The following is a 17,615-nucleotide window of genomic DNA, read 5'->3' on the forward strand; positions in this document are numbered from 1 at the left end:
TACATTTGCCGTACCCACCCGGTGCTTTCGAGTGCCGGGTCTTTCTTTTCTGGGTGCCCACAAATGCTGGCTAGCCGCTGCTCAGCAAGGGGCTTGGGCGGTGGCCAAGAGATCGGCGACGTTGAGGGGCAGGCCGGTTTGGGCAAAGTAGAGGGTGTAATCGCTGAAGGGGTTGAGGAGGTAGTGGACGGTGGGCGGCTCGGCGGGGTTGTCGGGGACGGAGACGACGGCGAGGCGCCAGTGGTCGGGGAGGGATTTGGCCTTGCTGACCTGCTGGGCGCTGATGTGGATCTCGGTGGTGCGGGGGAGGTGGCCTTTGACCTCGATGAAGTAGTGGGTGCCGGTTTCGGGGTCGATGGAGAGGACGTCGTAGCCGGGGTTGCTGTGAGCCTGGGCCTCGGGATTGCGTCCGAGGGCTCGCTCGGCTTGGAGGACGGCGGCGACGGCTCGGCGGTCGGTCTCCATCTTGTCGGCGGTTTCTTCGGGGTCGGGTGGCAGGCCTCGAAGCAGGTCGATGAGGCCTTGAGGCACGACGATGGCCGCGCCGACGATGGTGGGCGGGCTGTTGTGGAGGTCGTCCTCTCGGTCCAGCTCCAAGCGACGGCGGGCTAGCCGGGCAGCTAGATCGTCGGCTCTGGCGCGGGCACGGCCCGAGTTGAGGCGGGGCTTTTGGCCGGCGAGCTCCTGTTTCTTCAACTCCTCGGCTCGCTGGTCCCAGTAGCGGATTTCGGCTTCGAGGCGTTCCCGCACTGCCTCTTTGACCTTCGCCACTCGAGCTTCAGTTACACGAGCGATCTCCTCGAAGTGCGGCTGGGAGAGGTGTTCTATGGCCCAGCTCTTGGCCGTCTCCTCGGCGGTGTGGTCGGCCCAGTCCAAGTCGAGATGGCCTTCTAGTAGCGCTCGGTCTTCTTCGGCCAGCGGGGCATAGCCGATGTAGGGCTCGTTCCCTGCGCTCTTGGCGTTGCCTTGTCGGTCGATCTCCACGTACTGGAACCGACGAGACACCACCTGGCGATGGCCGTGGACTTGTCGCCCGTCGGTTACGGAATGATCCAGATAGACCAGCAAGCGGGGATCGGTAGAGCGGTCCTCGGGGTCAACCAGGGTTGCACCGCGAATCAGCGTGTGCTCGTGGTCGGCAAGCACCTTGTTGGTGACCGCGGTCAACAGTGGCGTGCCCGGTGAGATCAGTTCGGCCCGGTCGCCTCCATCGATTTGGATACAGGCTTTGTCGAAGGTGACCCGCTCATAGCGGTCATGCACCGGGCCGAGGGCTGGGTCGGCATGAGATCGGATCGCCGCCGGGATTCGGGTGATCTCGTAGCGGCCTCGTTCCCGTCCGGTGATGCGCCCGCCATACTGGCGGAGGGCCTCGGAGAAGAAGGCATGCACGAACCACGGTTGCAGCTTGCGGGCCCGAGCCCGCTCCATGTCTTGTCGGATCTTGTCGTTGGCCACGGGATCGGCAAGACCGCTGACCAGAGCCCGTTTTTCCAGCACATCCACCAGTTGATTGCCGATGTCGCCCTCAATCACTTCTTGCATGTATTCGAGGTGGGCGGGATCGTCGTCGGCGGTGATGGCCTTGAGAAGCAGTTCTTGGAGGGAAGTGTTGATGTGGGAGTCGCCCAACACGTCGTACACCTGGTCGCCGTAGACGCCCCGCTGCTGCTCGATCTTCTCGAACAAGCGGGTGAACACCACACCTTCTCGGGTCTCGTGGGCGACCATGTTCCACAGGTGGCAGGGCCTCTGCTGGCCGATGCGGTGGATGCGGCCGAACCGCTGTTCGATGCGGTTCGGGTTCCACGGCAGGTCGTAGTTGACCATCATGTTGGCCACTTGGAGGTTCACGCCCTCGCCCGCGGCATCGGTGGCCACCAGCACCCTCACCGCAGGGTCGACCCGGAATCGGTCTTGGATGGCCCGGCGGTCGTGGCGCTTGATGCCGCCGTGGATGACAGCCACCGCCTCGGGCCGGCCCAGCTCGGCGGTGACTCGCTCGGCCACGTAGTCGAGCGTGTCCTTGTGCTCGGAGAAGATGATCAGCTTCCTTGGGCCGGATGGCGCGTCGTCGCCGTCGGGGTTCTCTGCTTTGCCGGTTCGGAACTGCTCTGATCGCAGAAGGCCCCGAAGCTGGTTCCACTTGGTGTCGTCACCGCTGGTGCGCACGGCGTCGGCCAGTTCCACCAGTCCTTCCAGTTCAACCACCTCGGCCTCGACCTCCTCGGCGGTGGCCGACGCGGTGGCGGCGTCGATGACGTGGTCCTCGAGCTCCTCCAGTTCCACATCGTCAAAGTTGTCGAAGTCGAAATCCTCCAGATCGGCAAACCGCACTCCCTTGGGCAGGTCTGCCACCGACACGGGCTTGCCGTCGGCGGTCAGGCGGCGCAACTCGGCGGCTTGGTCGGCCAGCCGGTCCCTCCGACGGCGCAGTGAGTGGTAGATGGCTGCCGGTGACGAAGCCAGGCGGCGCTGAAGCGCGGCGAGGGCGAACCCGAAGATGATCCCCCTCCGGCGGTCCCCCTCTTCCTGCATTCTCCTGGCGCGGTCCATGCCGCTGCGCACGTATTCGGTGACCGCTTCGTACAGCTCTTGCTCCGGTTCCGACAGCTCGAAATTGAGGCTGTGGGCGAACCGCTGGGGAAACAGGCGCCGACCCTCGAAGGTGGTCAAATTCTCCTTGACTTTCCGGCGCATCACGTCGTCGGTTTCAGGCATCTCGTCGTCGCGCAGCCGTCCGGCGAACCGCTCGGGGTCGATGAGGGTCATGAAGGCCAGAAAGTCCTCGTTCTTGCCGTTGTGGGGAGTGGCCGACAGCAGCAGGAAGTGGCGGGTGCGCTCGCGCAGCACCTCGCCCAGCTCGAAGCGCTTGGTCTTTCGCAGCTCGTCGCCGTACAGGTGGGCCGACATCTTGTGGGCCTCGTCGACGATCGCCAGGTCCCAGTCGGCCACCTTCAGCTTCTCGATGAGGTCCTCGGCCCGCGACAACTGGTCGATGCGGGCCACCAGCAGGTTCTTCTCCAGAAACGGGTTGCCGGTGCGCGACGCCTCCACCGCCGAGCGGGACATCAGATCGAAGCTGAGGCCGAACTTGTCCCATAGCTCGTCTTGCCACTGTTCCACCAGGCTTCCGGGGGCGACGATGAGGCAGCGGGCCACATCGCCCCTCAGCATCAGCTCGCGGATCAACAGCCCCGACATGATGGTCTTGCCCGCGCCGGGATCGTCGGCCAGCAGGAACTTGAGCGGGCGCTGCTCCAAGAAGCGGTTGTAGACGGCGTCGATCTGGTGGGGGTAGGGCTCGATGTTGGAGGTGTCCACTGCGGCGTAAGGATCGGCCAGGTGAGCGGACTTCATGCGGCGGGCCTCCGAGGCCAGCCGGAAAGCGGCCCCGTCGGCATCGAAGCTCCAACGCTGCTCGGAGACTGCTTGGATCCGGGCCAGATCATCCAACGTGATGATGCGCTCGCCGAGGCTGCCGCCAGCCGAGCGGTAGGTGAGGGTGGCCGATCCGGGGCCGTGAACCTCTAGAGCCACCACGGTCACGTCGCCGTCGGCCACCACACCTGAAAGCCGCTTTCCGGCGGTGAGGTCGTCGAACTCCAGGCCAGGCATCCGGGCCACGCTACCCTGCGGCCATGAGCAGAAGGCTTGACGGCAAAGCGGCGATGGTCACAGGGGCAGGCAATGGGATCGGGCGGGCCATTGCGCTGCTGTTGGCCGACCATGGAGCGCAGGTGGTGGTCAACGATCTGGGGACCGACGAGGGGGGCGACGGGGCTGATGCCTCCCATGCGGCCCGGACGGTGGCCGACATCGAGGCGGCCGGGGGCACGGCGGTGGCCAACCACAGCGACGTGGCCACTTTCGAGGGCGCCGGGGCGGTGGTGCAGCAGACCGTGGACGCCTATGGGCGCGTCGACATCGCGGTGAACTGCGCGGGGGCGGCCATCGAGGGGTCGATCTATGAGATGGCGCCGGAGCTGTACCACAAGACCATCGCCTTGCAGATGTCGCAGAAGTGGTACATCGCCCGCCACGCCGTGCCGCTGATGGCGGCCCAGGGCTGGGGCCGGGTGGTGAACACCACCTCGCACGGGGCGCTGGGAGATCTGGGCCAGCCGGCGTTCGCCGCGGCCATGGGCGGGGTGATCTCCATGACCAAGGCGCTGGCCACCGAGACCGCGGGCACCGGGGTCACCGTGAACTGCCTGGCGCCGGGGGCGGCCACCCGGCTGCACGCCAAATCGCACGACGACTTCAAGGCCTGGCACGAGCAGGGCATCATCGACGACGAGATGTGGCAGAGCTACCTCACCACTCCCCCGCCCGAGTACGTGGCCCCCGCGGTGGTGTGGCTGTGTACCGACGCGGCCGACTACGTGAGCGGGCAGGTGGTACACGCCGCCGGCGGCCAGGTGGCGGTGTTCAACGAGCTGCGGGAGGAGCGGGCCATCTACCGGGGCGACCACTCCCAGGTCGACCCCTGGACCCTCGACGAGCTCGACCACCTGTTCCCCCGCAACCTGCTGCCCCGGCCCTGAGGGCGGGCTGGACCAGCCCGCTCAAGCGCTCAGAGGGCGTGCTGGCACACCCAGCGGTGCATGGCGATGCCCGAGGCCACGCCGGCGTTGATGGAGCGGGTGGACCCGAACTGGGTGATGGCCAGCACGGCCTCACAGGCAGCCACCGCCTCGGGCGACAGGCCGGGGCCTTCCTGGCCGAACAGCAGCACACAGCGCTCGGGCAGCGAGCAGCCCTCGATGGGCTCGGTGCCGGGGCCGTTGTCGATGCCCAGGATCGGCAGTTCGGCCTCAGCGGCCCAGGCCACCAAGTCGTGCAGTTCGGGGTGGTGCAGGACGTGCAGGTAGCGGTCGGTGACCATTGCGCCCCGGCGGTTCCAGCGCCGGCGGCCCAAGATGTGTACTGCGGCCGCTCCAAAGGCGTTGGCGTTGCGGACCATGGTCCCGATGTTGAGATCGTGCTGCCAGTTCTCCACCGCCACATGGAACCCGTGGCTGCGGGCATCGAGATCGGCCACGATGGCCTCGTGGCGCCAGAATCGGTAAGCGTCCACCACGTTGCGGGCATCGCCGCCCTCCACCAACTCGGGGTCGAGGTGGGGTGGGAGACGCTCGATCCATCGGCTAGACACTGAGCATGAAGATACGCCAACGCTCCGCAGCCGTCTCGGTCCTGCTGGTCGCAGCCCTGTTGGCGTCAGCGTGCAGCGATGACGATGCAAACCCCCTCAGTGACACTTCGCTAGGGGTCGTAACCGTCAAGCAGGGCGACCCCATCAGGATCCTCAAGATGAGCTTGATCCAAGATGTCGGCCCCGAGGCGCTGGACTACGCCCACATCGTCGACCTGGCCATCGAGGACTACGGGCCGATCCACGGCAGCTTCACCTTTGAAGCCGGCGAGATGATCGAAGACCTGTGCGACGCAGAACACGGCCCCCAGATGGCCGAGGCGGTGCTGGCCGACAGGAGCGCGGTGGGTCTGATCGGCCCCTCTTGTTCGGCAACCTCTGCGGTCATCTCCCAGCCGGTGACCGCGGCCGGGCTGGCGATGATCTCGTTTTCCAACACATCGCCGCTGCTCACCTCCAATCTGTCAGGCACGCCGAGCGAGCACCACCAGCCGGGGTACTACCGCACGGCCCACAACGACCTGCACCAGGGAGAGGCGGTGTCGGCCTTCCTTCACGACAGGCTCGGCCCCCAGGATGTGGCGGTTGTCCACGAGGGCGACGCCTACACGCTGGGGCTGGCCCAGGCGTTCCGGGATGCGTTCGAGCGCCATGGCGGTACCATCACCAACTTCATCGAGATCGACTCCGGCACCACGGATTTGGACGAGGTTCTGGGCCAATTAGCCGCCGAGGATCCCGATGCGCTGTTCTTCCCGCTGGGCCAGGAGACCGCGGCCGGGTTCGTCCAAGGCGTGAGGCAACACGGGGCCTTCGGCGACACGGTGCTGGTTTCGGCCGACGCAGTGCTCTACAACACGTTCTTGGGCCTGCCCTCTACCGCGGGCGCCTATATCGCCGGGCCAGACCTTGACTTCGCCAACCGCGCCAACCAAGCCACCGGCATGAATGCTGAGCAGGTGGCTGAGCGCTTCACCGACAAGACAGGGGCGCCTCCCGTGCGGGCGTTCTGGGCCCACGCGTACGACGCCACTACGCTGTTGCTCGATGCGGTGGCCGCGGCCTCTCGCGTCGAAGGCGGTGATCTGGTTATCTACCGGGCGGGAATCCGCCAGTACCTCGACTATGTTGCCAACTACCAGGGCATCATCGGAGAAATCTCCTGCGACGGTTTCGGCGACTGCGGAACAGGGAAGATCTCCATCATCGAGCACCGCGATCCCGAGAATCCCGAAGCCTCCCGGCAAAGCGTCGTCTACCGGTTCTCACCGCAGTCGCCCGCCTCAACCGAAGCCCACGAATAGGCGGCCCGTTCGGGAGATCAGGCCCTGCTCAAACCATCGCGGCGATGCGCTCGGCGTGCTCGTCGAGCGATCCGAAGCACGGAGTGAGCGCCCAAGCCCGTTTGAGGTAGAGATGGGCGTCGATCTCCCAAGTGAAGCCCATGCCGCCGTGAACCTGCACGCAGTCTTTGCCGTTGTGGTCGGCGGCCTCCGCGGCCAGGATGCGGGCGCCCGATATCGCCCGCACCATCACCTGGTGCTCGCTATCGCCTCGCGCGTCGCCAAGATTAATCGTGCAACCCTCGAAGTACAGATAGTCACCGGGGTTCGCGGGCAGGCCGGGGCCGAGGGTGGCGTCCATTACGCAGCCGGCGTAGTACAGGGCGGCTCGGGCCACCTCCTCACGGCTGTACATGTCGGCGCACTTGTGTTTGACGGCCTGGAACTGGCCGATCGGCTTGCCGAACTGCTGGCGCTCCTGGGCGTAGGCCACGGCCAGCTCCCGCGCCCCGGTGGCCAGGCCAACTTGGAGGGCTGAGCACAGGAACACCGCCCGATTGGCCCACCCGTAGCAGCCGTCCACCGCTTCGCCCTGGGGCAGTTCGGCCACCCGGCCCACCGGGGTGAGCGGATCCACCGAATGAGCCGCATCGAACGACAATTCGGCAGCGTCCACCCGCCAGACCCCGCCTTCGTCTAGGACCAGCAAGGCATCGATCACGTCGGGGTATTCCACCAGGGCAGGCCCGATGGGTCGCTCGATGAAGCCGACCACGGCGTCATCGATCACCCCGGCGGCCAACAGGGTGCCCACCAGCGGCCCCGGCACCAGGGCCCGGCCCAACTGCTCGAACACCAGCCCGGCCTCGGCCCAGCCCAAGCCGACCCCGCCGTATTCTTCGGGCACCATCAGCGAGAACACACCGGTGTCGGCCAGCTCACCCCACAGTCGGCGGTCCACCCCGCCGCAGTCGGCCAGGCCCCTTACGGTGTCGATGTCGAAGCGGCCCTGGCACAGATCGCGGATGCCGTCGCTCAGGGCGATCTGGTCGTCGGTCAGCTCGAAGTCCATTTATCGCTCCTTGGGCAAGCCCAGGATGCGCTCGCCGATGATGTTCCGCTGGATCTCAGAGGTGCCGGCCGCAATCGACAGGCTGAGCACGTAGAGCCGGCTGGCCACCATGTCGCCGCCGGTTTGCTCGTCGCCGGCGCCGTCGGCCAGCACTAGGGCCTCCCGCTCCAGCATGCGGTGGGCCAAGTCGGCCATGCGCTTTTTGACCTCGGCGTAGTAGAGCTTGAACACCGACCCTCCCGGGCCGGGCATCCCCGTGCGCTGAGCTTGCGACACCACCCGCTTGGTGAGCGCCCACAGGGCGTCGTATTCGGCTTGGAGGCGGCCGACCTCCCGGCGAATTTCGTCGTCGTCCCAAGCAGTTGAACCGTTGCGAGGAACGCTGCGAGCGATTTCAGCCATATCGGCCAGTTGGTTCATTGTGCCCAACAGCTCGCTGATGAAGGCGGTGCCCCGCTCGAAGCTGAAGGTGACCATGGCCACCCGCCAGCCATCGTTCTCGTCGCCCACCCGGTTCTCCGCCGGGATGCGGACCTCGTCGAAGAACACCTCGCAGAACTCGCTGGAGCCCGCCACGGTGGTGATGGGCCTCACTTCGATGCCGGGCAGGTCCATGGGGCAGATCAGCCAGGTGATGCCCCGGTGCTTCGGCGCCTCGGCGTCGGTGCGCACCAGCAGCTCGCAGTAGTCGGCCACATGGCCGAACGAGGTCCAGATCTTCTGGCCGGTAACCACGTAGTGGTCGCCGTCGCGAATGGCCCGGGTGGACAGCGAGGCCAAATCGGAGCCCGCGTTGGGCTCCGAGAATCCCTGGCACCACACCTCCTCGCCCTTCAACATGGCGGGCAGGTGGCGGGCCTGCTGGGCCGGGGAGGCCTCCAGGATGAGGGTGGGGCCGGCATGGAGTTGACCCACGAAGTTCATCCCCACATAAGGGGCGCCCATCCGGGTGGTCTCCTCCAGGAAGATCAGGTGCTCGGTGGGGGTGGACCCCCGGCCGCCGAACTCCGAGGGCCAGTTGATGCCCGCATAGCCGGCGTCATACAGCATCCGCTGCCAGCCGGTGTCCCACTCCCGGCGGGCAGCCCAATCGTCGCTGTCCGGCGGGTCGCCCAGCGTGGGCAGCACGCCGGCGAGCCAGGCGCGCAGCTCGTCGCGGAACGCCAGCTCGTCCGCAGTGAATCGAATGTCCATCGGCAGCGATGGTATCTACCCTCAGAGGAGCGGCAGTAGTTGATCCATCAGAGCGTCTATCTCGCGGGCACAGGCGATGAACTCCTCATCCTCACCGCCGCCGGGATCGACCACCTCCTCGTCGCGGGGCACCTTGGCGTCGGCCAGCTTGAGGGCGGCCACCCGCTGGACCAGCGGCTCGGGGCCGGGCCTCAACTCGGCCACCAGGCGCTTGATGGTGGCGGTTCGGGCCGCGGCCTCGGGGTGGACCCGGCGCACGTAGTCCACATGCTCAGGGGCGAAGGCCACGATGAGGTCGGCACCCCGAGCATCGGCGGCGGTGAGCTGGTGGCTGCGATGGGCACCGTCGGCTAGGCCCAATCCCTCCAGCGCCCGCCGGGTCCGTCCGCTCATGGGCAGCCCCTCAATGCTGTGACTGCCAGCGCCGACGAACCGAACCGCGTCGGTGCGAGCCCGACCGATGACGGTTGCCATCACCGAGCGAGCGGCGTTGCCGGTACACAGCATCACCACCACCGGTCGGTGCTCAGAACCAGTCATGGCCGATCAGCCGCGGGGCGCACAAACAGGGCCTCAGCCTCCGCGGTGAGCACGCCGCCGGCATGGCACTGACCCGCGGCGGTGACCCGCCGACTGCGGGCATCGGTCACCCACCCGGTGAGCACCAGCTCGGTGTCCAGAGGGGTGAGTGCCCGGTATCGCACGGTCAACCGGCCGGTGAACGCCCCCCTGCGCCCAGTCATCTTGTAGGGCAGCACCCCCAGCAGGTTGTCGAACATGGCGGCCATGTACCCGCCATGGACGCTGCCGGTAGGACCCTGATAATCGTCACCCAGGTTCACCACCGCAGTCACGGTGGGACGACCGAATTCGTCGATGTCGTAGCTCACATCAAGTGCGGGGGGCAACAGGACAGGGGCTCGGAGCTGCCTCGGCGCACTCACGCCGATTGGGCTCGGAGCTGCGCCTCCTCGGCGATGCCGGCAGCCATCTTGGCCGTCACCGAGCCCATAATCTGGCGCATGATCCCACCGGTCAGCGGAATGACGGTCTCGAACCAGGAGTCCCAGTGCAGCGTGCAGCCGCTGCCGTCGTCGTCGGCCACCAACAGCAGATCGGAGCGGCAATTGCGAACCGGCAGCGGAATTGTCAGCACCCGGTAAGCCATGCGCTGGGGCGGGTCGAAGGCAGTCATCTCCTCGCGGGTGCGCACGGGGCCGATGTGGAAGACCCGGATCGCGCCGACGCCGTTGCGTTCAGGCGAGCCCTCGACCTCCAGGCTGACCTGGGAGCGCGGCACCCATCGGGCATACAGCTCGTGTTCGGTCATGACCTCCCAAGCCACCTGTTGGGGGGCGGCGATCGGCGTGGATGAGGAAATGGTCTGCATGAGCGAACAGGGCTAACCCAGATAGGCGTCGCGCACGGCCGAGTTGTTGCGGACTTCTTCAGGAGACCCCTCGCCGATCACCTGTCCCAGGTTCAACACGGTGATCAGGTCGCACTGGGCCATGACGAACGCCACGTCGTGTTCCACCAGCAGCACCGAGCACTGGTCTTCAGACCGGATGGTTTGGATGATCTCGCCGAGCTGGTCGGCCTCATCGTGCTCGATGCCCGAGGTGGGCTCGTCCAGCAGCAGGAGCTTGGGGCGGGACACAATGGCCCGGCCGAGCTCCACCATGCGGGCCCGAGCGATAGGGAGCTCCCCCGCCGGAGTGTCGCTAATGTCGGTTAGGCCGCACAGCTCCAGCACCTCGCCCACCCGTTGGCGGCGCCGAGCCTCAATGCGGCGGCGGGCGGGCCACCCAACCAGGTCGGCGGCGATGCCGCCCCCGCCGCCTTCCCACTCCAGTGCAGACAGCACGTTGTCGGCCACCGACAGCCAGCCGAAGGGCTGTTGGCGTTGGAACGTGCGGCGGATGCCCTGGCGAGCCCGCCAGGTGGCTGGGCGGTCGGTGATGTCGGCGCCCTCCAGCTGGATCGACCCGGCTGCCGGAGTGTTCACTCCGGTGATGCTGTCGAACAGGGTGGTCTTGCCGGCGCCGTTGGGCCCGATGAGGCCTCGGACCTGGCCGGACGGCACCGACATGGACACGTTGTCCACCGCCACCACGCCGCCGAAACGCACGGTAACCCCCTCAACCGCCAGAAGGGGCTGATCCGAACCGGCAGGACGCTCAGCCACCGCTGTGGCCCCCTCTGTGCTCATCTCGGCCACGCTACTCCACCGCGGGCAGGCACAACCGGCTGGGCCTTGCCAGGACGGTGCCGAAAGCTCAGATCCCCAATGCCTCGCCGATGCGGTTGCGGTGCCAGGCGGCGTCGCCCCAAGCGGCGGAGAGTGCCCAGCCCCGCTTCATCCACAAGTGCAGGTCGTGCTCGAACGTGTAGCCGATGGCACCGTGGCACTGGAGGGCAGTGCGGGCGGCCAGGTCCGCCGCCTCGGAGGCCAAGGCCTTGGCCAGCGAAACGTCGCGGCTGCGGTCGGGGTCGCCGACCGCGATGCACCAGGCGGCGTGTCGGGCCGCGGGGCGGGCGAACTCGATCTTGAGGGCGGCGTTGGCCAGATGGTGCTTCACCGCCTGATACGTGCCGACCGGCTTGCCGAACTGATAGCGCTGGGCCACGTACTCCACAGTGGCGTCCAGCAGGTGCTGGGCCACGCCGACGCACTGGGCCGCGGCCGCTCCGGCGGCTCGGTCGAAGGCCAGCGCGGGATCGGCATCGAGCACCACAGCTTCTCCGCCCACCTCGAAGAGCCGCCGAGAGCCGTCCACCGATCGGTGCTCGACCAGCGTTGCCTCGTCTGCCGAAACAGCCCGGACGTGATCGCCGATCAGCAGCAGCAGATCGCTCGTTGCCGCTCCCACCGTGTAGCCGTCGTCGGGACCCGCGCCCAGCGTTGCCTCCCCGGCTGCGGCCCGCTCCAGCCAGGCTTCGGCTATGGGCCCCCCGGCTTCAGCCAGCGTGGGGATCCCCACCGCAGTGTGCTCCAGCAACGGCTCGGGCAGGGCAGCCCGGCCGGACTCCTCCAGCAACAGCACCAAGTCGGTTTCGTCCATGCCCAGCCCGCCGACCGACTCGGGGGCAGTCATGCCCACAACGCCCATTTCCGCCAACGCGGCCCACAGGCCGTCGGCGCGGCCGGTGTTGTTCTCCCAGGCCGACCTCACCACTTCGGGGGGGCACTCGTTGGCCAGAAAGTCCCGCACCGCCTCCTGGAACAGGATCTGGTCGTCGCTGAACGAGAATTCCACGCCTAGCGCCTCGCAACCCTGGAGGGAGGAAGCCCGAGCTTGAGTGAAACTGCCATGGTCATCGCCTCGGAAGCCCCAGAACCCGCTCGGAGATGATGTTCCGCTGGATCTCGTTGGTGCCGGCGTAGATCGGACCCGACAGCGCGAACACATACCCGTCCATCCACGAGCTGTCGGCCCGCTCCCCGTCGCGGCCCAGCAGCCGCAGGGCCGTGGCGTGCAGTTCCATGTCGAGCTCCGACCAGAGCACCTTCATGAAGCTGGCCTCCGAGCCGATAGGAGCGCCCCCTCGCAGGCGGGCCTCGGTGGCATAGGTCTGCCAGCGGTAGGCCTGGGCGCCCATCCAGGCGCCCACCACCTGGTCGCGGCGGTCCAGATCGGGTCCCCGGCTCTCGGCCATCTCCTGGTACAGGGCTACCAGCCGGTCGGCGGCGGCCATGAACCGGCCCGGCGCCCGCAGATTCAGCCCCCGCTCGCTGCCGGTGGTGGCCATGGCCACCGCCCAGCCCTCGCCCTCGCCGCCCAGCAGGTGGCGCTCGTGTACCCGAGCGCCGTCGAAGAACAACTCGGCGAAGCCGGGCTCGCCGTCCAAGCGGCCGATGGCCCTAGCCTCCAAACCCTCAGTGTCAGCGGGGACCAGCAGGTAGCTAAGCCCGGCGTGGCGCTCGGATTCCGGGTCGGAGCGCACCAAACAGAAAAACCAGTCGGCGAACGCCCCCCGCGAGCACCAAGTCTTCTGGCCGTCGATCACGAAGTGCTCACCGTCGCGCCGGGCCTTGGTTTTGATCCCGGCCAGGTCCGACCCGGCGTCAGGCTCCGACCAGCCCTGGGCCCAGATCTCGTCGCCCCGGGCCATGGGCCGCAGAAAGCGGTCTTGCTGTTCGGGGGTGCCGAAGTCGAAGATGGTGGGGGCCAACAGGCTCACCCCGTTGGACGACACCCGTCCCGGCGCCCCCGACGCCCAGTACTCCTCTTCGAAGATAAGCCACTCCGCCAGAGAGGCCTCCCGGCCGCCAAAGCGCTCGGGCCACGACACCACCGCCCACCCGGCATCGAACAATATGTGCTCCCACGCCCGGTGCTCCTCGAACCCACCGGGAGTGTCCATCGACGCCAGCGGGTCGGCGGGCACATTCTCGGCCAGCCAGGTGCGAGCTTCGTCTCGGAACTCCGCTTCGACCGGAGTGAACGACAGATCCATCAGCGCAGAACTCTAGAGCCAAGAGACCGGCTGAGGCGATGCCTGGTTGCCCCCTCATACGCTGGACGGGGCAACGGCCAGATTCTCAGCCACGGCACCGTCATGAAGGCGGCGATCCCACACGGCCATCACCAGATCAGAAACGCCCAGTTCCAAGGCGCTGGCCAGGTGGACGGCATCGGCACCGCGCAGGCTGTGCCTCTTAGCCAGCTGGCCGGCGGCCATCTGCACGTTGCGAGTGAGCTCAACCGGGCGCATTGCGGCCCAGAACCCTTCCCAGTCATTCTCACACCGTGCAAGGCTGGTTTCGTCTAAGACGTGGTTGCGCCCCGCCGCGGCCAATGCCGCCCGTACCTCCGGATAGGCAAGGCGACTCGACACGGCCGCATCACATCCATCCCATAGCGCGGCCGCGATGTCACTCCCCAACTCGTCGACCACAAGTTTCACCAGGGCGCTGGCATCAAAATAGACGACAGCCACAGATCAATCGCGCTGTTCAGCAACCAGATCGGAGACCGGACTATGGGACCGAGGTCGCTGGCGGCCGGTGGCAACGGGACGATTCTGTGAGGATGGCCGGGCAATGACCCCCTGCTGGATGAGAGACTCAATTGCAGAGGCGCTTTCCAACCCGACGATCTTGACCACCGGTATCCCCCGCTCAGTCACGACAACCTCGTCGCCATCTCGAGCCCGACTCAGCCAGTGCCTCAGATTGGCCCGAAGCTCAGCAACTGCCACATCCATGTTCAGAAGTGTACAACTTCTCGTTATCGAATTGTACGCTAGCCGGCCAGGCGGTCTAAGACCTCGATGGCCTCGGCGATGATCGAGTCGATGATCTCACCGCAGCTGGGAAGGGCATCGATGTTGCCCACCACTTGGCCGGTGGGCAGGATGCCGACTTCGGGGTGGCCGTCCACCATGGCGGCCTTGGTCATCATGGGGGCGTTGGCGGCCATGGCCATCTGAGCCCAGGTGAGGCCCAGGCTGCGGCGCATGGCCAGTCCTTCAGAGAGCAGCTGGCGGTAGCCCACTCCGGTGAGGGCCCGGAACTTGAGCGCGTTGCGGGCGGCCCGGATGAACGACAGCGGTCCCGAGCGCTCCAGCCGGGAGACCACGTCGGTGTTGATCACCCGCTGGGGAACTCCATCGACCGCGGTGGTGACCACAGTGCCGGTGAGCTTGGTGTCCAGATAGACGGCCTTCACATGGTCGGGGACGTCGCTGTCGGACGACAAGAGGAATCGGGTGCCCATGGCAACCCCGTCGGCCCCGAAGGCCAGGGCGGCGGCCAGCGAGCGTCCGTCCGCCATGCCCCCGGCGGCAATGACCGGGATATCCACCGTGTCGACGACGGCAGGCAGCAGCAAGGAGGTGGCGATGGGGCCGGTATGACCCCCGCCCTCGGCGCCTTGGGCGATCACCGCGTCGACCCCCCACTCGGCCACCTTCTCGGCGTGGCGGGGAGCGCCGATAGTAGGAACCACCACCACCCCAGCGTCCTTCAGTTTCTTGACGATGGCTTCGCCGGGGGCCTGGGCGAAGCTGGCCACCGGAATCCCCGCAGCGATGATGTGGTCAACCCGTTGGTCGATGTCGGCGGCATCTGTGCGGAGATTCACCCCGAATGGGCGGTCGGTGGCGGCGGCCACTGCGCTGATGGTCTCCACCATCTGGTCGAAGGTCAACGGCGCGGCGGCGATGATGCCCAGGCCGCCGGCGTTGGACGTGGCCGCGGTCAGCCGGGCTCCGGAAACCCAGCCCATGCCGGTTTGCACTATGGGGTGCTCCACCCCGAACAACTCGCACAGCCGGGTCTGAAGGCGGGGATCAGATGTCACCAGAGAAACCCCTTGAATCGAATACTGGGGCCAGCGCTCATCCGGAGCTCAGCGGAACTCGGCTTTGCGGGCGCCGCCGGGGTCGAGCACCTCGCGGATCAGGTGCAGCTCTTCAGCGGTGGGCTGCCGGGTTTCGGCCACTTCGTCGGTTCCGGCCAACTCGAAGGCGGTGGCCTCCACCACCTGATCCACCGTCACTCCGGGGTGGAGCGAGGCGATCCTCATGCGGTTGTCGTCGGTTTGGAAGTCGAACACCCCCAGGTTGGACACCACCCGGCGCACTTCGTGGAAGCGGTTTCCCGGCGCTCCCAGCTCCCGCATCCGGTCGTATCCCGGCCCCGACACCACGTCCACCGAGGCCACGAAGGAGCGGGTGGAGTGGTTCGGCACCCAGTAGCTGGTGGGGTGGTTGATCAGGTTGCCAGGTGCGCCCCGCAAACCGAGGAGCTGGGCTTTGGGCTGGCGGAAGTCGCCGATGGCGGCGATGTTCTGGTTGCCCCATTGGTCGATCTGGCTGGCCCCCATCATCACGTGGCGCTTGCCCGACCACACGATGTCGAACACGGTGCGGTACGGCACCCACGACTCCACCACCTTGGGGGCATCGGGATTACCCACCGGGAAGTCGTTGGCGGGCAGCACCGAAACAGTGTCGGTGTACACCAAATCGGGTTCGAAGGTGGCCCGTGCCATCCGGCCGCCCACGATGGGCACGGTGCCGATGGGATTGCACAGGATCTCGCCGTCGCCCCGGAAAGCCTCGGCGCAGGCCACCACGCAGATCTCGTCGATGGTTGCTTCTGCCATCGCGCTCATGACCGGGCCTCCAGACTGTCCGCTCGCTTCGCGCTCATGACCGGGCCTCCAGCGCTTTGCGGTACTCGCCATGGGAGGGAGCGTCGAGGTAGGTCCCGCGAAAGGCCTCCCACGCCTCGGGGTCGCGGGCGGTGGCCGCATATTCCCGTTGGAAAGCTTCGTCGCGACCGTAATCGGGCGGGCACTCGGTGAAGTGCGCCCCCTGGGGCGCCTCAACCACGCCGTCGGTGAAGATGCGCTGGATGCGCAGAGTGTGTACCGACCCCTCGTCCAGCAGGCTCTCGGTGGGCACGATCTTCTCGGTGCTCAGATAGGTCTTGTCGGCGGCCATGGCGAACAGGTCGTCGAAATAGAGATCGGGACCCAGGAATTGGCCGTTGCCCGCGGCGTCGGCCCGGTTCATGTGGATCAGCGCGGCATCCAGCTTGAAGGCGGGGATGGCCACCAGCTCCTCCCCATCGTCGTAGGGAGAGGTCACTGTGCGCAGTTCGGGGTTCATGGTCAACATGTCGGAGCCCAGGCCAGCCCGGGTGGGGTAGAACGGCACCCGGTGGGCCGCGGCCAAAAGCCCCAGGTAAAAGGCCCCCTCATCCAACTCGGTGAACTCTATGGCCCCGCTCTGGCGGGCCTGGCGGAAGTGGGGCTCCAACGGTATGGAGTCGAGCGACACGAACCCGTACACCGCCCGGCGCAGCTTCCCGGCGGCGCACAACAGCCCGATATCAGGACCGCCGTAGGCCACCAAGGTCAGATCTTTGAGATCAGAGCGCAGGATCGCCCGCACCAGCGACATGGGTTTGCGGCGTGATCCCCAGCCTCCGATGCCGATGGTCATGCCGTCTTTCAATTCGGCGACAACTTCGTCTTCGGTCATCCGCTTGTCGACCATGGCGGCGACGATAGCCCGCGCCTGAGACCCGGCCCACACTGGCAGCGATGGTCTCTGTGAACCGGTGGGATGCCCTCCACGGCCCTCATGGGGCACACTGGCAGCAATGGAAGACCTCGATTTCACCGGCAAGACCGCCATAATCACCGGCGGCACCAAGGGACTGGGCCGAGGCATGGCCACCCGTTTTCTGACCGCGGGCGCCGACGTGGTGATCTGCGCCCGCCGCCCGCCCGAAGAGCCGGTGGCCGCCGACGGCCGGGAGGCCGTGTTCGCAGCCGCCGACGTGCGAGACCCTGAGCAGGTCGCCGGTGTGGTCGAAGCCGCGGTGGAGCGCACCGGGCGGGTGGACACCCTCATCAACAACGCGGGCGGAGCCCCTCCGGCCGACTCGGCCACGGTGTCGCCTCGGTTCAACGAGAAGATCGTGGCCCTGAACCTGATGGCCCCAATGGCGTTCAGCCAGGCGGTGTACCCGGTGATGCAGAACCAGGACAGCGGCGGGGTGATCCTCAACATCTCCTCGGTGTCGGGCATCCGGCCCAACCCGATGGGCATCGCCTACGGGGCGGCCAAGGCCGGGCTGTTGAACCTGAGCGAGACCCTGGCGGTGGAGTGGGGACCGAAGATACGGGTGCTTACCGTGACGGTCGGGCTGATCGTGACCGAGGACGCCCATTTGTACTACGGCGACGACGCCGGCATCGCCGCGGTGGGCGAAACCATCGCCCTGGGCCGTATGGGCCAACCGGACGACGTAGCCGACGTGTGCTTGTTCTTGGCATCACCCATGGCCCGGTGGATGTCGGGGGCCAACATCAAGGTCCACGGCGGCGGGGAGAAGCCGGCCTATCTGGGCGTCTCCACCGGCGAGGTGGCCGCTGAAGAAAGCTGA

18 protein-coding genes are annotated in these 17,615 nt (G+C 67.0%); 3 read left to right on the forward strand and 15 right to left on the reverse strand.

Annotated features, from left to right (window positions below):
* Positions 1–81: 81 nt before the first annotated feature.
* Positions 82–3,618 carry a helicase-related protein gene (locus ACOGXA_RS08785; protein WP_419926879.1) on the reverse strand — a complete coding sequence of 1,179 codons (3,537 nt, stop codon included), beginning with the start codon at positions 3,616–3,618 and terminating at the stop codon, positions 82–84.
* A 23-nt stretch (positions 3,619–3,641) separates the two neighbouring features.
* On the opposite strand from ACOGXA_RS08785, the gene ACOGXA_RS08790 reads away from it, so the two are divergent.
* Positions 3,642–4,547: an SDR family NAD(P)-dependent oxidoreductase gene (locus ACOGXA_RS08790; RefSeq protein ID WP_419926880.1), complete on the forward strand. Its 906-nt coding sequence runs from the start codon at positions 3,642–3,644 to the stop codon at positions 4,545–4,547.
* A gap of 29 nt (positions 4,548–4,576) precedes the next feature.
* Here ACOGXA_RS08790 and ACOGXA_RS08795 read toward each other — a convergent pair whose 3' ends face one another.
* Positions 4,577–5,188 (reverse strand): TrmH family RNA methyltransferase, encoded by a 612-nt coding sequence (locus tag ACOGXA_RS08795; protein ID WP_419926960.1) that lies wholly within the window; start codon positions 5,186–5,188, stop codon positions 4,577–4,579.
* On the opposite strand from ACOGXA_RS08795, the gene ACOGXA_RS08800 reads away from it, so the two are divergent.
* Positions 5,164–6,462: a branched-chain amino acid ABC transporter substrate-binding protein gene (locus tag ACOGXA_RS08800; protein WP_419926881.1), complete on the forward strand. Its 1,299-nt coding sequence runs from the start codon at positions 5,164–5,166 to the stop codon at positions 6,460–6,462. The two genes, ACOGXA_RS08795 and ACOGXA_RS08800, sit on opposite strands and share 25 nt — an antisense overlap.
* 28 nt (positions 6,463–6,490) lie before the next feature.
* Here ACOGXA_RS08800 and ACOGXA_RS08805 read toward each other — a convergent pair whose 3' ends face one another.
* The 13 genes from ACOGXA_RS08805 to ACOGXA_RS08865 form a co-directional block, all read right to left on the reverse strand.
* Complete coding sequence (locus tag ACOGXA_RS08805) at positions 6,491–7,513, reverse strand: acyl-CoA dehydrogenase family protein (protein ID WP_419926882.1); 1,023 nt, start codon at positions 7,511–7,513, stop codon at positions 6,491–6,493.
* A complete protein-coding gene (locus ACOGXA_RS08810; RefSeq protein ID WP_419926883.1) occupies positions 7,514–8,707 on the reverse strand; it encodes an acyl-CoA dehydrogenase family protein in 1,194 nt (397 codons plus the stop codon).
* Positions 8,708–8,728: 21 nt separating this feature from the next.
* Positions 8,729–9,247, reverse strand: coding sequence for a hypothetical protein (locus tag ACOGXA_RS08815; protein ID WP_419926884.1), 519 nt, complete (start codon positions 9,245–9,247; stop codon positions 8,729–8,731).
* The gene (locus tag ACOGXA_RS08820) at positions 9,244–9,615 is read right to left on the reverse strand and encodes a PaaI family thioesterase (protein ID WP_419926885.1); all 372 of its coding nucleotides are present in this window, start codon (positions 9,613–9,615) and stop codon (positions 9,244–9,246) included. The genes ACOGXA_RS08815 and ACOGXA_RS08820 overlap by 4 nt, the downstream gene beginning before the upstream one ends.
* 32 nt (positions 9,616–9,647) lie before the next feature.
* Positions 9,648–10,097: an SRPBCC family protein gene (locus tag ACOGXA_RS08825; protein ID WP_419926886.1), complete on the reverse strand. Its 450-nt coding sequence runs from the start codon at positions 10,095–10,097 to the stop codon at positions 9,648–9,650.
* A gap of 12 nt (positions 10,098–10,109) precedes the next feature.
* A complete protein-coding gene (locus ACOGXA_RS08830; RefSeq protein WP_419926887.1) occupies positions 10,110–10,919 on the reverse strand; it encodes an ABC transporter ATP-binding protein in 810 nt (269 codons plus the stop codon).
* Positions 10,920–10,986: 67 nt separating this feature from the next.
* A complete protein-coding gene (locus ACOGXA_RS08835) occupies positions 10,987–11,967 on the reverse strand; it encodes an acyl-CoA dehydrogenase family protein (protein ID WP_419926888.1) in 981 nt (326 codons plus the stop codon).
* A 58-nt stretch (positions 11,968–12,025) separates the two neighbouring features.
* Positions 12,026–13,168 (reverse strand): acyl-CoA dehydrogenase family protein, encoded by a 1,143-nt coding sequence (locus tag ACOGXA_RS08840; protein WP_419926889.1) that lies wholly within the window; start codon positions 13,166–13,168, stop codon positions 12,026–12,028.
* Between the two features lie 54 nt (positions 13,169–13,222).
* Positions 13,223–13,651: a type II toxin-antitoxin system VapC family toxin gene (locus tag ACOGXA_RS08845; RefSeq protein ID WP_419926890.1), complete on the reverse strand. Its 429-nt coding sequence runs from the start codon at positions 13,649–13,651 to the stop codon at positions 13,223–13,225.
* Positions 13,652–13,654: 3 nt separating this feature from the next.
* On the reverse strand, positions 13,655–13,918 hold the full coding sequence (locus tag ACOGXA_RS08850) for a type II toxin-antitoxin system Phd/YefM family antitoxin (protein ID WP_419926891.1): 264 nt from the start codon (positions 13,916–13,918) through the stop codon (positions 13,655–13,657).
* Positions 13,919–13,956: 38 nt separating this feature from the next.
* Positions 13,957–15,018 (reverse strand): NAD(P)H-dependent flavin oxidoreductase, encoded by a 1,062-nt coding sequence (locus ACOGXA_RS08855; protein WP_419926961.1) that lies wholly within the window; start codon positions 15,016–15,018, stop codon positions 13,957–13,959.
* A 45-nt stretch (positions 15,019–15,063) separates the two neighbouring features.
* Positions 15,064–15,822 carry a CoA-transferase subunit beta gene (locus tag ACOGXA_RS08860; RefSeq protein WP_419926962.1) on the reverse strand — a complete coding sequence of 253 codons (759 nt, stop codon included), beginning with the start codon at positions 15,820–15,822 and terminating at the stop codon, positions 15,064–15,066.
* A 43-nt stretch (positions 15,823–15,865) separates the two neighbouring features.
* A complete protein-coding gene (locus ACOGXA_RS08865; RefSeq protein WP_419926892.1) occupies positions 15,866–16,720 on the reverse strand; it encodes a CoA transferase subunit A in 855 nt (284 codons plus the stop codon).
* A gap of 106 nt (positions 16,721–16,826) precedes the next feature.
* On the opposite strand from ACOGXA_RS08865, the gene ACOGXA_RS08870 reads away from it, so the two are divergent.
* Positions 16,827–17,615 carry an SDR family oxidoreductase gene (locus ACOGXA_RS08870; RefSeq protein ID WP_419926893.1) on the forward strand — a complete coding sequence of 263 codons (789 nt, stop codon included), beginning with the start codon at positions 16,827–16,829 and terminating at the stop codon, positions 17,613–17,615.

The sequence above is a fragment of the Candidatus Poriferisocius sp. genome (assembly GCF_965208475.1).
Classification (GTDB): Bacteria; Actinomycetota; Acidimicrobiia; order Acidimicrobiales; family Bin134; genus Poriferisocius.